At 63.7% G+C, this 13,960-nt stretch carries 11 protein-coding genes; 7 read left to right on the top strand and 4 right to left on the bottom strand.

Annotation, left to right across the window (positions count from 1 at the left end; genetic code table 11):
* Window positions 1-29: 29 nt before the first annotated feature.
* The 7 genes from ISG32_RS22660 (at window position 30) to ISG32_RS22630 (ending at window position 8,706) form a co-directional block, all read left to right on the top strand.
* Window positions 30-452 carry a hypothetical protein gene (locus ISG32_RS22660; RefSeq protein WP_194773300.1) on the top strand — a complete coding sequence of 141 codons (423 nt, stop codon included), beginning with the start codon at window positions 30-32 and terminating at the stop codon, window positions 450-452.
* Window positions 449-2,392, top strand: coding sequence for a TAT-dependent nitrous-oxide reductase (gene nosZ, locus ISG32_RS22655; RefSeq protein ID WP_194773299.1), 1,944 nt, complete (start codon window positions 449-451; stop codon window positions 2,390-2,392). The genes ISG32_RS22660 and nosZ overlap by 4 nt, the downstream gene beginning before the upstream one ends.
* Before the next feature lie 72 nt (window positions 2,393-2,464).
* A complete protein-coding gene (locus tag ISG32_RS22650) occupies window positions 2,465-5,098 on the top strand; it encodes a NosR/NirI family protein (RefSeq protein ID WP_194773298.1) in 2,634 nt (877 codons plus the stop codon).
* A gap of 53 nt (window positions 5,099-5,151) precedes the next feature.
* Window positions 5,152-6,384, top strand: a complete 1,233-nt coding sequence (locus ISG32_RS22645; RefSeq protein ID WP_194773432.1) for a nitrous oxide reductase family maturation protein NosD — start codon at window positions 5,152-5,154, stop codon at window positions 6,382-6,384.
* Window positions 6,359-7,312, top strand: coding sequence for an ABC transporter ATP-binding protein (locus tag ISG32_RS22640; protein WP_194773297.1), 954 nt, complete (start codon window positions 6,359-6,361; stop codon window positions 7,310-7,312). The genes ISG32_RS22645 and ISG32_RS22640 overlap by 26 nt, the downstream gene beginning before the upstream one ends.
* A gap of 36 nt (window positions 7,313-7,348) precedes the next feature.
* Window positions 7,349-8,164: an ABC transporter permease gene (locus tag ISG32_RS22635; RefSeq protein ID WP_194773296.1), complete on the top strand. Its 816-nt coding sequence runs from the start codon at window positions 7,349-7,351 to the stop codon at window positions 8,162-8,164.
* On the top strand, window positions 8,164-8,706 hold the full coding sequence (locus tag ISG32_RS22630) for a nitrous oxide reductase accessory protein NosL (protein ID WP_194773431.1): 543 nt from the start codon (window positions 8,164-8,166) through the stop codon (window positions 8,704-8,706). The genes ISG32_RS22635 and ISG32_RS22630 overlap by 1 nt, the downstream gene beginning before the upstream one ends.
* Before the next feature lie 78 nt (window positions 8,707-8,784).
* On the opposite strand, the gene ISG32_RS22625 is transcribed toward ISG32_RS22630, so the two are convergent.
* The 4 genes from ISG32_RS22625 to guaD form a co-directional block, all read right to left on the bottom strand.
* Window positions 8,785-10,239 (bottom strand): DEAD/DEAH box helicase, encoded by a 1,455-nt coding sequence (locus ISG32_RS22625; RefSeq protein WP_194773295.1) that lies wholly within the window; start codon window positions 10,237-10,239, stop codon window positions 8,785-8,787.
* 114 nt (window positions 10,240-10,353) lie between these two features.
* Window positions 10,354-11,229: a KPN_02809 family neutral zinc metallopeptidase gene (gene ypfJ, locus ISG32_RS22620; protein WP_194773294.1), complete on the bottom strand. Its 876-nt coding sequence runs from the start codon at window positions 11,227-11,229 to the stop codon at window positions 10,354-10,356.
* Window positions 11,230-11,601: 372 nt separating this feature from the next.
* A complete protein-coding gene (gene dcd, locus ISG32_RS22615) occupies window positions 11,602-12,168 on the bottom strand; it encodes a dCTP deaminase (protein WP_166300202.1) in 567 nt (188 codons plus the stop codon).
* Window positions 12,169-12,335: 167 nt separating this feature from the next.
* Window positions 12,336-13,616, bottom strand: a complete 1,281-nt coding sequence (gene guaD / locus ISG32_RS22610) for a guanine deaminase (protein WP_194773293.1) — start codon at window positions 13,614-13,616, stop codon at window positions 12,336-12,338.
* Between the last annotated feature and the right edge of the window lie 344 nt (window positions 13,617-13,960).

The raw sequence follows: 13,960 nt of genomic DNA, 5'->3' as shown, positions 1-13,960 counted from the left end.
CGCTCAAGACGGGCAACGAAACCACAGAAATGCTTAGCCACACTCACCACACGATCCTCCAGAGCCTGCGCCAATGGCGCCTCGGCGTGGTCGTCTGGTTGATGCTCGGAATGAGCGCCGCGTTCGCGTCGCCGCTGCTCAACCCCTCGCGTCTCGAGGTGGTCTGCGGCACGCACGGCAAGGCCAAGCTCGTCGTCCACGACGACAGCACCTTCGGCAGCAAGGCACGCCCTGCGAACGTTCACAGCATGGACTGCACGCTGTGCGCCGCGCACCCGATGGCGCCGGGCTCCATCGCCGAGCCGATCGACTTTCCAGCCCTGGACTTCCACGCGCTGGTCACTCAACCACCGGTGCCTGCCATCGCACCCACAGCCGCGCCGCCACCCGCGCGAGCGCCCCCTTCACGCGTTTCCCTTTTCTTTCAACAGTCCTCAGAGAGGTCGATATGAGCCAGGAAAAAACAGATCTGCACACAGACAACGCCGGCATGGGCCGTCGCAGATTCATCAATACCGCCGCACTGGCGGGGCTTGCAGTGGGCGCCGTGGCCTGCAACGACAACAAGGCCGCAGCACCTGCCGCATCCGGTCCGGCAACCGCGCCCGCACCGGCTCCGGCTCCAGCCGCCCATGCCGGAGCGAGCGTGCACCTCAAGCCCGGCGAGCTCGACACCTACTACGGCCTGTGGAGCGGCGGCCACACCGGCGACATGCGCGTGCTCGGCATGCCCTCGGGCCGCGAGCTGCTGCGCATTCCGTGCTTCGTGCCCGACGCGCTCGTCGGCTGGGGCATCACGAACGAATCCAAGGCGGTCATGGGCACCAAGGCCGATGGTCACCTGAAGTATTTCGTGGGCGACACCCACCATACGCACGCCTCCTACAAGGACGGCAACTATGACGGCCGCTACGCGTGGATCAACGACAAGATCAACTCGCGCGTCGCCCGCATCCGCCTCGACTATTTCGTCTGTGACAAGATCACCGAACTGCCCAACGTGCAGGGCTTTCACGGCATCTTCCCGGACAAGGCCGACCCCGTCGATCCGGCGATCAACTACACCACGCGCGTGTTCTGCGGTGGCGAGTTCGGGATTCCGCTGCCCAACAACGGCACCGACGTCAACAAGCCCGAGAAGTACCGCTCGCTGTTCACGTGCGTCGACGCGGAGACCATGGAAGTGCGCTGGCAGGTGCTGCTGGACGGCAACTGCGACCTGGTCGCCACGTCGTATGACGGCAAGCTCGCCGCCACCAACCAGTACAACACCGAGAACGGCATCCACTACGAGGACATGATGTCCGCCGAGCGCGACGCCTGCGCGTTCTTCCACATCGCCCGCATCGAAGAGGCCGTGAAAGCCGGTAAGTTCCAGACCTTCGGCAACTCCAAGGTGCCGGTCGTCGACGGCACGCATGAAGCCAACAAGGACCCCAAGACCGCGCTCGTCGCCTACGTGAGCACGCCCAAGAACCCGCACGGCGTGAACGCCAGCCCCGACGCGAAATACTTCATCTGCGCGGGCAAGCTCTCGCCGACCGCCACGGTGATCGAACTCGCCAAGGTGCTCGACTGGTTTGACGGCAAGCTCGAGAAGCTCGACAGCGCCATCGTCGCCGAAGTTGAACTCGGCCTCGGCCCGCTGCACACCGCCTTCGACGGACGCGGCAACGCGTTCACCACGCTGTTCCTCGACAGCCAGGTCGTGAAGTGGAACGTGGAGGCCGCCATCAAGTTCCACGCGGGCGACAAGACCGCCAAGTACGTGGTCGACCGCCTCGACGTGCACTACCAGCCGGGCCACATCAACGGCTCGCAGTCCGAGACGCGCGCGGCGGACGGCAAGTTCATCGCCGTGGGCTGCAAGTTCTCCAAGGACCGCTTCCTGCCCGTGGGCCCACTGCACCCAGAGAACGAACAGCTGATCGACATCTCCGGCGAGAAGATGGTGCTGCTGGCCGACCACCCGGTGCGCGGCGAGCCGCACGACTTCATCATCTTCAAGCGCGATCTGCTCAAGCCCAAGCAGGTCTACGCGCTCGACGATTCACCGATCGCCGTCAAGGACCCCAAGGAATCCGGCGTGTTCCGCAACGGCAAGAAGGTCACGGTGAAGCTCACCTCGCAGGCGCCCGCGTTCAGCCTGCGCGAATTCACCGTGAAGAAGGGCGACGAGGTGACGCTGATCCTGACCAATCTGGACAAGGTCGAGGACCTGACCCACGGGTTCGCGATCCCCAAATACAACGTCAACTTCATCGTCAATCCGCTGGAGACCAAGTCGGTGACGTTCATGGCAGACCAGCCCGGCGTGTTCTGGGCGTACTGCACGCACTTCTGCCACGCGCTTCACCTTGAAATGCGCACGCGCATGATTGTCGAGGCCTAAGCAGTAAACAAGGCAGGTGTCGGGAATGCCGACCGGCACCTGCAACTTCGACCTGCAAATTCGGATAGAACCATGTTGTTGCCCAGGCGATTTTTCAGGTCCCTCTGGACCCTGCTCCTCCTCTCTCTTTGGTTTGCAGCGGCACCCGCCGCGCACGCAGGCAGCGGCGCCTACGAAGCCGAACTTCCCGCGGACGTCCAGACCAACAAGGACATGTGTTCCCTGCTGCCGTGCAAGGATGTGTTCCCGGGCGCGACACATTTCTCCGAACGCAAGGGCCAGCCCCCCTACGTGGAGGCCTACGACAACGACACGGCCGACAGGAAACTGCTCGGCTACGTCATGCTCTCCACCGACATCACGGACACGCCCGCCTACTCCGGCAAGCCCGTGGTCACGCTGATAGGCATGGACGCCAGCGGCCATTTCGTCGGCGTGAAAGTGCTCAAGCACTCCGAGCCGATTCTGCTGCTCGGCATTCCCGAGTCGGCACTGATCAACTTCAACGACCAATACCTCGGCAAGTCCGTCGCCGAACGCATCGAAGTCGGTCCGTCGCGCCCCGATGAGGGCGTGATCGGCCTTGATGCGATTTCCGGAGCGACGGTCACCGTCATCGCGCAGAACCAGGTGGTGCTGATGTCGGGCGCCGCCGTCGCGCGCCAGGTCGGCATCATCGCGCCCATCGTGCGCGAACCTGCCCGCTTCAACACGCTGGGCCAGAAATTCAGCTGGCAGCAGCTCGTCGACATGGGCGCGGTCAAGCGCCTCGTCGTCAAACCCGAACAGGTCGGCCTGCCGCGCGACGTCACGCCGTTCATCGACCTGTGGTTCGGTGATCTGAACCAGCCCGACATCGGCCGCAGCCTGTTGGGCGACAACGGCTTCGCGAGCCTGCAGTCGCGCATCCAGCCCGGCGAAAGCGCCTTCTTCATCGTGCGCACCGATGGTCCCGAATCATTCAAGGGATCGGGCTTCGTGCGCGGCGGCATCTATGACCGCGTGCAGGTCAAGCAAGGTCCCGATTCATTCACCTTCCGCGATCTCGACGCGTTCAATCTCTACGGGCTTGAAGCCGAAGGCGCTCCGCGCTACACCGAATCCTCGATCTTCGTGATCCGCTCCTCCTCGTTCTCCGCAGCCCATCCATGGAAGCTCGCCTTCCTCGGCAACCGCGTGGACCGCGCAACCGGCCATCGCAGCTTTGCAGTGTTCGAATCGAACTACTGGATGCCCGCCCAACTGCTGGACGGCGGCCGCCCCAAGATCGACGAACCCGATGCGCCATGGGTGCGCGTGTGGAAAACGCAGGGCTGGAAGATCGGCCTCTTTGCAGCGCTGCTCGTGTCGCTCACCATCATCTACGCGCTGCGCGAGAAGCTCACCCGCCTGTCCACCCACAAGAACAAATGGCCGGTCAACGCCTTCAAATACAGCTTCTGGGCCATCGGCATCGTGTTCGTCGGCTTCGGCGCGATGGCCCAGCCGTCCATCACCCAGGTGCTGACCTGGTTCCACTCGGTCCTGTTCCAGTGGACCTGGACGCTGTTCCTCACCGATCCGTTCATCTTCCTGTTCTGGATCTTCATCATCATCACCGTGTTCCTGTTCGGGCGCGGCCTGTTCTGCGGCTGGATCTGCCCGTTCGGATCGCTCTCCGAGGCACTCTACAAAGTGGCGCGTGCAGTGGGTCTCAAGCGCTTTCAGTTCCAACTGCCACAGGTATGGCATGACCGGCTCAAGTGGCTCAAGTACGTGATCTTCTTCGGGCTGCTTGCGGTGTCGATGTACGACATGACGCTGGCCGAAAAACTCGCCGAGGTCGAACCGTTCAAGACGACCTTCCTCGTCGGCATCACCAACCGCCCCTGGCCGTACGGGCTCTTCGCCTGCACGCTGCTCGGTCTGTCGCTGTTCATCGAACGCCCCTTCTGCAAGTACCTCTGCCCGCTCGGCGCATCGCTCGCGATTCCAAGCACCTTCCGCTGGTTTGGCTTGAAGCGCAAGCAGGACTGCAACAGCTGCAAGGCCTGCGCGGTGGGCTGCGGAGCGCAGGCCATCGACGCCGCAGGTCGCATCGACCACCGCGAATGCCTGCACTGCCTCGACTGCATGGTGCTCTACACCGACGTGAAGGGCTGCCCGCCCCTCGCCAAGGAGCGCAAGCGCCGCGAGAAGGAAGGTCTCCCGCTCACGCCGATCGCCAAGAATGGCTACTTCATTCCCATCGTGCCCGAAGCCACATGGCAGGAGCAGATCAGCGCCAAGGCCATCGATGGCCCCGATCCGCGCATGCCCACCAATGCCGAACACGTGAGCGCGCTGAATGAAACCACGGGCATCCGCCACGCCGCGATGGAAGTGCTCGAGCACATCAACCCTTGGAGCACCACCGGCTGGGCTCGCCATCGCCTGCTGAGCGTGCTGGCCGTGCCCTGCCTGATCGCGGTGATCGCCGCGTGGGCACTGCTTGCCATGGGGCAGATATCGACCACCGTCATCATCCTCGCGTGGTTCGTCTGGAGCGTGATCGAGGTGCTGCTGCGACTGACCGGTCGCCGCTACGTGAAGGACGGAGCTTGGTGGCTGAGCCGCTACCGCCACGCCAACCTCATGGACATGCTGGCCTATGTGGCGTTCAAGAATCTGCTGATCGGCGCGGCCCTGCTGATCGCGCTGCGCGCGGTGAACTGGACCGTCGCATGAGAAAGTCAGACAATGTTCCCCGTGCGATCAAGGCTTTGCTGAGCGGCGTGCTGATGGCTGTCTGCGGCGCAGGCTGGGGGGCCACGCTGAGCGTGAAGCCCGGCGAGGACATCGCCGCCGTCGTGCAGGCCGCCAACGCCGGTGACGTGATCGAGGTCGCGCGGGGTCAGTACCGCGTGAACCTCGTGATCGACAAGCCGCTCACGCTGCGCGGCATCGACCGCCCCACGCTGAGCGGCGGCAACACCGGTGACACGATCCGCGTGACCGCGCCCGATGTGGTGATCGAAGGGCTGATCGTGCGCGACTCGGGCGACAGCCTCAAGGACCAGAACGCGGGCATCTACCTCCGGCCCGGAGCGCACCGTGCCATCGTGCGGCACTGCGATCTGACCTACAACCTGTTCGGGCTGTGGATCGAAAAGGCCGACGATGTGCGCATCGAGCACAACCGCATCACCGGCAAGCGCGACTATGCCTCGTCGCAGCGCGGCAATGGCGTTCAGCTCTACAACACCAAGGGCGCGCGCATCTTCCACAACGACATCAGCTTCGTGCGCGACGCGCTGTACGTGGACGTTTCCCACCACGCGGAGTTTCGTGGCAACAGGCTGCACCACAGCCGCTACGGCACGCACTACATGAACTCTTACTACAACCTGTGGGAGGACAACGACACCTACTACAACCGGGGCGGACTCGCGCTCATGGAGGTGCGCAACCAGATCGTGCGCAACAACCGCGCCTGGGGCAACTCCGATCACGGAATCATGCTGCGCACGCTGCAGGACGCGGTGATCGAAAACAACGTGGTCGCGGGCAACAACCGGGGCTTCTTCATCTACGACGTCGAGTACATAAAGCTCACCGGCAACCTCGTGGTCGACAACGTCGTCGGCGTGCACCTCTCGGCCGGATCGACCCGCAACGAGGTCGAGCGCAACGACTTCATCAGCAACCGCGAGCAGGTGCGCTACGTGGGATCGCGCGACGAGCGCTGGGGCGTGAAGGACGGCAACCACTGGAGCAACTACCTCGGCTGGGACCGCGACGGCGACCGGCTCGGCGATGTGCCCTACGAGGCCAACGACATGGTCGACAGCCTCACCTGGCGCCACCCCGGCATCAAGCTGCTGCTCGCCAGTCCCGCCATTCAGGCGCTCAAGCTCGTGAGCCAGCAATTCCCGATTCTTCGCATGCCCTCCGTGGTCGATCCCCACCCGCGCATGCAACCCGGCAACACACAATGGAGAGATTGGCTTGGCAAGCATTTCAACGGGCAATGAGCCCCCCGCAGGCCGCACGGACGCACCCTCGATCGCCATCCAGGCGGTGAGCAAACAGTTCGGTGACTTCACGGCGGTGCGCGACGTGAGTCTCGACATCGCGCGGGGCGAGATCTTCGGCCTCATCGGCCACAACGGCGCCGGCAAGAGCACGCTGTTCAAGATGATGCTCGGGCTGATTCCTCTGACCGCAGGCAGCATCCGCATCTCCGGTCAGGACATCGCTGGACCCCAAGCCCGCAACGTGCGCCGCCACATCGGCTACCTGCCCGAGAACGTGGTGCTCTACGACAACCTCGACGGGCTCGAGACGCTGAAATTCTTCGCGCGCATGAAGAACGCTCCACAGTCGCAGTGCGTGGCCATTCTCGAGAAAGTCGGCCTCGCGCATGCGGGCAAGCGCCCGGTGCGCGCCTACTCCAAGGGCATGCGCCAGCGCCTCGGCTTCGCGCAGGCGCTGCTCGGCTCGCCGCGCGTGCTGTTCCTCGACGAGCCCACCAACGGCCTCGACCCCAAGGCGATCCGCGAGTTCTACACAACCCTGCGCGAGCTGCAATCGACCGGCGTCACCGTCGTCATCACCTCGCACATCCTCGCCGAGCTGCAGGAACGCGTGGACCGCCTCGCCATCCTGACGGCGGGCGAAATCCAGGCGCTCGGCAGCGTGCAGGAGTTGCGCGACCAGCTGCACATGCCGATCACCTTCGAGATCGACATGGCCGCTCAGGATGCAGTGAATGTGGCGACCCAACTCAGACAAGCCACCGGATTCGATGCGCAGAAGACCCACTACGGCTTGCGCCTGCAGTGCGACCGCTCGTACAAGCTGGCCGTGCTCGCTGCGCTGAGCGCGCAGGGCAGCGCCGTGACCGACATCCGCATGCGCATGCCGTCGCTGGAAGACGTGTTCTTCGGCCTCAGCGAATGACAACAACAACAACAACAACAACAAGGTAGGACGCACATGCAGCTTCAACCCATACTGACCGTCGCCACCAAAGAGTTCCACGACCGCATCCGCAATCGCTGGGTGCTCGCGGTGGCGCTGGTGTTCGCCGTGTTCTCGCTCGTGATCACCTATTTCGGCGGCGCGCAGCAGGGCGTGGTGGGCTTTCGCTCCATCGAGATCACCATCGCCAGTCTCGTGAGTCTGGTGATCTATCTGATTCCGCTGATCGCGCTGCTGCTCGGTTTCGACGCCATCGTCGGCGAGCGCGAACGCGGCTCACTCGACCTGCTGCTGTCGATGCCGATCACGCGGCTGGAGCTGCTGCTGGGCAAATACCTCGGCCTCGCCACCGCGCTCACCGCGTCGATGATCGGCGGCTTCGGAGTGGTGATCGCGCTGCTCTTCGGCAAGATCGGCGCGCGCGGGCTGTACCACTTCGCGGGCTTCATGTTCAGCTCGGTGCTGCTCGGCCTTGCGTTCCTGAGCATCGCCGTGCTGCTGTCGGTGATCGCGCGCGACCGCACCCGCGCCTCGGGTCTGGCCATCGCCGCATGGTTCTTCTTCGTGCTGGTGTTCGATCTGCTGATGCTGGGCCTGCTGGTCGGCACGGGCGGAAGCATCGGCGGAGATGCCTTCACCTGGCTGCTGCTGCTCAACCCGGCGGACGTGTTCCGCATCCTCAATGTCTTTTCGCTCGACGACGTGCGCACGCTCTACGGCCTCGCCAGCATCGTGCCGCCCGCGCTCGGCAACCCGCTGGCCATGGGCGCGGTGATGCTGGTGTGGATCGTCGCCCCGCTCTTGCTTGCCCAATGGAGATTCAAATCATGATGACTGCTTACAGCACGATCACCGTTCGCCTTCTCGCCGCTGCAGCCCTTGCCGCATCGGCCCTGACGCTGACGGCCTGCGGCGACGATTCCAAGTCCGCTCAGGCCTTGGGGCCGGTGGAGATCGACCGCTCCACCAGCTGCTCGCTGGACGGCATGCTGCTCGCCGACTACCCCGGGCCCAAGGCACAGATTCTCTATGCCGACCAGACCAAGCCCGCGTTCTTCTGCGACACCATGGAACTGATCAACCAGCTGCAAGCGGGCGAGCAGGTGCGCGCCATCAAGGGCGCCTACGTGCAGGACATGGGCAAGGCCGACTGGAATCAGCCACAGGGGCACTGGATCGACGCGAAGACCGCGCTCTATGTGGTCGGCAGCAAGCGCCACGGATCGATGGGCCCGACGATCGCAAGCTTCGCGCAAGAGGAAGATGCCGCGCGCTTCGTGCAGGAGCACGGCGGCAAAGTCATGAAGTTCGGGGAGATCAAGCCGGGCATGGCCGACCTGAGCGGGGGGGCGCTGCACGACACGCGCATGTGACGTCAGTGCAGGCAAGGCAGTCGGGCCCGGAGATCGGACCCGCTGCTGCCGGTAAGCGCCGCCCTGTGACGGCTGGCCTCAGTCCGCCATGGCCGCTGGTGCAGGCGCTGGCCTGAACAGCGCGGCGACCTTGCGCTTGGTCTTGATGTTGGACGACACGCCGCCGCGCGCGGGCTGCGACTTGGCGGCTTCCCATGTGGCGGGTTCCGCCTTGGTGGTGCTGGCCTCGTAGGGCTTGTCGAAGAATGGGTCCTGCGGCTGACGGTGACCGCCACGACCTCCGCGCGACGAATAGCCGGAAGAGCCCGACGATGCCGAAGAGGAACGGGAGTCGCCCTCCTCGCCACCCCACGCACGTCGGCCATCGTTGAAGCGGCCACGTGGGCGCTCGTCGTCGAGTTCGAGCGCTTCAACGTCGATCTTCTTCTTGATGAGCTTCTCGATGTCGCCAACCAAACGCGAATCGTGCGAGGTCACCAGCGTAACCGCCAAGCCTGACGCACCCGCGCGACCGGTACGGCCGATGCGGTGCACGTAGTCTTCGGCGTTGAACGGCACGTCGAAGTTGAACACGGCGGGCACATCCTTGATGTCCAGACCGCGAGCAGCCACGTCGGTGCAGCACAGCAGATTGACTTCACCGCTCTTGAAGGCTTCAAGCGCCTTCAGACGCTCGTCCTGGCTCTTGTCGCCATGCAGTGCGGCCGCCTTGAGGCCGTCGCGCTCGAGCGCACGCGTGAGGCGCGCGCAACCGAGCTTGCTGTTCACGAAAATGAACGCCTGGTTGAGGTTGCGGTCCTTGAGCACCTGCTTGATCGCGCGGCGCTTGTCGTCGTCGGTCGACGCGTAAAAACGCTGCTCCACCGTGGAAGCCGTCTCGTTCGGACGCGCCACCTCGATGGTGATCGGGTTCTGCAGGTAGCTGCCGGCGAGGCGCTTGATCTCGGGCGAGAACGTCGCTGAGAACAGCAGCGTCGTGCGGCTCTTGGGCAGGTAGGACAGGATGCGCTGCAGATCGGGCAGGAAACCGATGTCCAGCATGCGGTCCGCCTCGTCGAGCACCACGTACTCGATCTGGTTGAGCACCACGTTCTTGGCTTCGATGTGGTCCAGCAGACGACCCGGAGTCGCCACCAGCACCTCGACGCCCTTCTTGAGCTCGGCGGTCTGTGGCTTCATGTCCATGCCGCCGAACACCACCGTGCTGCGCAGCTTGGTGTACTTGGCGTACAGCGCCACCTGCTGGGCCACCTGATCGGCCAGCTCGCGGGTAGGCAGAAGCACCAGCGCACGCACGGGATGGCGGGCCGGGGAGACCGAACTGGTTTCATGCTTCATGAGACGCTGCAGCAGCGGCAGCGAAAATGCTGCCGTCTTGCCGGTGCCGGTCTGGGCGGCACCCATTACGTCCTGGCCCGCGAGGACGACAGGGATCGCCTGCTCCTGGATGGGCGTCATGAACTCGTAGCCCATGTCGGCTACGGCACGCTTGAGCGGTTCTGCAAGCGCGAGGGAAGAATAGGCTTGTGTCATTAAGCCTCTATTGTCGCACTTTGCCGCAATTCACGGGTTTTCCACATGCCAAGCCCTGCCAATTCTCTGGCAAGAAGCGTACAAAACGCCCGTTTTTCGCGCCAAAAGCCACGATCACAAGGACTGTGTGTTGAAGGTATCGCAAGACTGGACGCTGCCTGTCTTGAGGCCGGTGCTGAACCAGCGCACGCGCTGCGCGCTCGATCCATGGGTGAAACCGTCCGGGCGCACGGTGCCCGTCTGTTCGCGTTGCAGCTTGTCGTCGCCGATCGATTGGGCCGCGTTGATGGCGGACTCGATATCACTCTGATCCAGCCAGTTCTTGGCCTGCTGCGAATGGTTGGCCCACACGCCGGCGTAACAGTCGGCCTGCAGTTCCAGGCGCACGGAAAGCGCGTTCTGGTCTCGCTGGCTGACGCGACCGCGCATGCCGTCCACCTTCTGGGTGGTGCCGAGCAGGGTCTGCACATGGTGGCCGACTTCGTGCGCGATCACATAGGCCCGCGCGAATTCGCCGGGTGCGCCGAGCTGACGGCTCATGGTTTCGAAGAAGCCCATGTCCAGATAGACCTTCTGGTCGCCCGGACAGTAGAACGGTCCCATGGCCGACTGGCCCGTACCGCAAGCGGTGGGCACCGCGCCACGGAACAGCACCAGCTTGGGCTCGCGGTACTGCGCGCCGCCCTGCTGGAAAATCTTGGTCCAGACGTCTTCGGTCGACGCCAGCACGGTGGAAACGAACTTGGCTTGGGAGTCAGCCGCCGGAGGTGCCTTGGCCGGACCTTGCTGCTGCTGCACCTGAGGCTGGCCGCCGCCCGAGAGCATGCCGATGGTCGTGAGCGGGTTGATGCCGAAGACACCCCAGCCGATCAGTGCGATCACCACCGTGCCAATGCCGATGGAGCGCCCGCCGATCATGCCGCCGCCCCCACCGCCCTCGCCACGGCGGTCTTCCACATTGCTGGATTCGCGATTGCCTTCCCATCTCATTGTCGTATCTCCGGTTTGAACTGCGCTTGCTGTCGTGGGTGCAGGATGTTACGCCGAGAACGCCCCCAATGCAGCGCAAAAAGCTGTTGCCTCAATGAAACGCGATTGTCGTCATGGGAGTTGACAACAATTTGCCACCCTACAGTCGTAGGACGCCCTCGCGACTTTAAAAACAGTGGTGCCCGCCAGCCGGAGCGGACCCCCAAAGCCCAACGGGCGCCCACTCCTCACCCCCAACGCCAAGACAGCCTCTCAGGCCAGGCGTAGAAGCCGCAGACATTACTTCGGTAAGGCAAGGCTTCGCAACGACGCATGAGGGGCTGTATTGGCACCCCAAAACGATCAGCGATCAATCACCCAAAAAACAAAAAATCAGGCCTTGGGCAAGGTCACGCCGACTTGGCCTTGGTACTTGCCGCCGCGATCCTTGTAGCTGACTTCGCAGACCTCATCGCTCTCGAAGAACAGCACCTGCGCACACCCCTCGCCCGCATAGATGCGTGCAGGCAGCGGCGTGGTGTTGCTGAACTCCAGCGTCACATAGCCTTCCCACTCGGGCTCGAACGGCGTCACGTTGACGATGATGCCGCAGCGCGCATAGGTGCTCTTGCCGAGGCAGATGGTCAGCACGTTGCGTGGAATGCGGAAATATTCGACCGTGCGCGCCAGCGCGAAGCTGTTGGGCGGGATGATGCAGGAGTCGCCGTGGAAGTCGACAAAGCTCTTCTCGTCGAAGTTCTTGGGATCGACCACGGTGCTGTGGATGTTGGTGAACACCTTGAATTCAGGCGCGCAGCGGATGTCGTAGCCGTAGCTGCTGGTGCCGTAGCTGATGATCTTGCGGCCATCCACCTGGCGGACCTGCCCCGGCTCGAACGGCTCGATCATGCCTTCGTTTTCGGCCATGCGGCGGATCCATTTATCGCTCTTGATGGACATCCCAGTTTCTCCAGTCACAACGGTGTGCAGCGCAGCCGGACAACCCGGAGCACTACCAAAAATATAGCTTATTGCGTCGCCGAGGGCCACGCCAAACCGGATATTTTCACCGCAAAACGCGCGATGGCCGCGCTGAACCCGAATTTGCCGGGTCGGCGGTCGGTGCTTCAGGCGATCACGGTGCGTTCGATCAGGCGGTCATCGCCCAGCACGATCATGGCGAACAGCAGTTCGTCCAGATTGCGCGCCTGCGCCGTGCGGCGTGCGGCGAGCGGCGTCGCCTTCGGGTTGAGCACCACGAAATCCGCCTCGCAGCCCGGCTGCAGATTGCCGACCACGCCGTCCAGCCCCGCAGCCCGGGCCGCACCCGCCGTGTGCTGCCACCAGAGCGCCTGCGGGCTGAGCGACTGCCCCTGCTTGGCATGCCCCTCGCGCCCGACATAGTAGGCCGCGAGCATGGTGTGGAACGGGCTGAAGCTCGTGCCGCCGCCCACATCGCTCGCCAGCCCATATTGAAAGCCCGCCGCGTCGGCCAGCTGAAAGTCGAAATGGCCGCTCGACAGAAACAGATTGCTGGTCGGGCAGACCGCTGCGGCCACGCCGCGATCACGCATCAACGCACGGTCCTCGGCGTCGAAATGGATGCAGTGCGCGTAGATCGAGCACTCGCGCATCAGCCCGAAATCGTCATAGATCGACAGATAGCTGCGCGATGCCGGAAACAGCTCGCGCGCCCAGCGGATCTCGTCGTGGTTCTCTGCCACATGCGACTGAATCCAGACGCCTGGATACTTCGCGGCCAGCTCACCCGCTCCGCGCAGTTGCGCATCGGTGCTCGTGGGCGCAAAGCGCGGCGTGATCGCATAGCCAAGCCGGTCCACGCCGTGCCAGCGGTGGATCAGCGTTTCGGTGTCGATCAGCGACTGCTCGGTCTGGTCGCGCACGCCGTCCGGCGAATGACGATCCTGCAACACCTTGCCCGCGATGATGCGCATGCACCGCGCCTGCGCCTCGGCCATGAGCGCATCGACCGAGCCCGGATGCGAGGTGCAGAAAGTGACCGCCGTCGTCACGCCATTGCGCAGCAATTCATCGACGAAAAAGGTCGCCACTTCCCGCGCGTAGCCGTCATCGGAAAAGCGCGACTCGTGCGGAAAGGTGTAGTTCTCCAGCCAGGGGAGCAGGCCATCGGCGGGCGAGCCGATGACGTCGGTCTGGGGGTAATGGATATGCAGGTCTACAAAACCTGGAGCGAGGATGCGCCCCGGAAGATGGGTGACCTCCGCACCATTTCCTGCGTACTGGGGGCTCAGTGCACTCCAGTTGCCAGCCGCCACCACGCGCTGCACGCCATTGGCGTCGGGGGCGGTGACGAGCAGGCCGTCTTCTTCGTAGAGGGCCTGGCCATTGGGAGCGAAACGCAGGAGGGATGAGCGGTAGAGGGGCATGGGGTGGAGCTTAGCCAATGGGGCGTGCGCGCGGCATGTTGTTGCGCGCATAGAGGTCATAAGGAATTCTTATTTTCTCTTTTTGTCTTTGTTTGTTTTGGTCGCTGGTGTTTGTTGGGGGGCGGAGGCCGGGAGTTCCGCCCGGCGGCGGAGTCACTTTTTGCTTGCGCGCAAAAAGTAACCCAAAACGCGCTTTCAATACCTCCGGCGGAACTCGACTGCGCGCTGCGCGCTCCGCTCGGGCAACCGCCGGAAGTCAGTTGGGAAGAGGTGTTTTCGGCACGTTGCTTCGCTCGTGCGCATCTCGCGACTTCGCGAGATGCATGTTCGCCTTCGGCTTCTTT

The organism is Diaphorobacter caeni (assembly GCF_015354245.1).
Lineage (GTDB): Bacteria > Pseudomonadota > Gammaproteobacteria > Burkholderiales > Burkholderiaceae_C > Diaphorobacter_A > Diaphorobacter_A caeni.
This window is presented reverse-complemented; position numbering and strand designations above follow the sequence as displayed.

Coding starts and splice junctions, on each gene's coding strand:
- ISG32_RS22660 (WP_194773300.1), top strand. CDS start 30: ATGCTTAGCCACACTCACCACACGATCCTCCAGAGCCTGCGCCAATGG.
- nosZ (WP_194773299.1), top strand. CDS start 449: ATGAGCCAGGAAAAAACAGATCTGCACACAGACAACGCCGGCATGGGC.
- ISG32_RS22650 (WP_194773298.1), top strand. CDS start 2,465: ATGTTGTTGCCCAGGCGATTTTTCAGGTCCCTCTGGACCCTGCTCCTC.
- ISG32_RS22645 (WP_194773432.1), top strand. CDS start 5,152: ATGGCTGTCTGCGGCGCAGGCTGGGGGGCCACGCTGAGCGTGAAGCCC.
- ISG32_RS22635 (WP_194773296.1), top strand. CDS start 7,349: ATGCAGCTTCAACCCATACTGACCGTCGCCACCAAAGAGTTCCACGAC.
- ISG32_RS22630 (WP_194773431.1), top strand. CDS start 8,164: ATGACTGCTTACAGCACGATCACCGTTCGCCTTCTCGCCGCTGCAGCC.
- ISG32_RS22625 (WP_194773295.1), bottom strand. CDS start 10,239: ATGACACAAGCCTATTCTTCCCTCGCGCTTGCAGAACCGCTCAAGCGT.
- ypfJ (WP_194773294.1), bottom strand. CDS start 11,229: ATGAGATGGGAAGGCAATCGCGAATCCAGCAATGTGGAAGACCGCCGT.
- dcd (WP_166300202.1), bottom strand. CDS start 12,168: ATGTCCATCAAGAGCGATAAATGGATCCGCCGCATGGCCGAAAACGAA.
- guaD (WP_194773293.1), bottom strand. CDS start 13,616: ATGCCCCTCTACCGCTCATCCCTCCTGCGTTTCGCTCCCAATGGCCAG.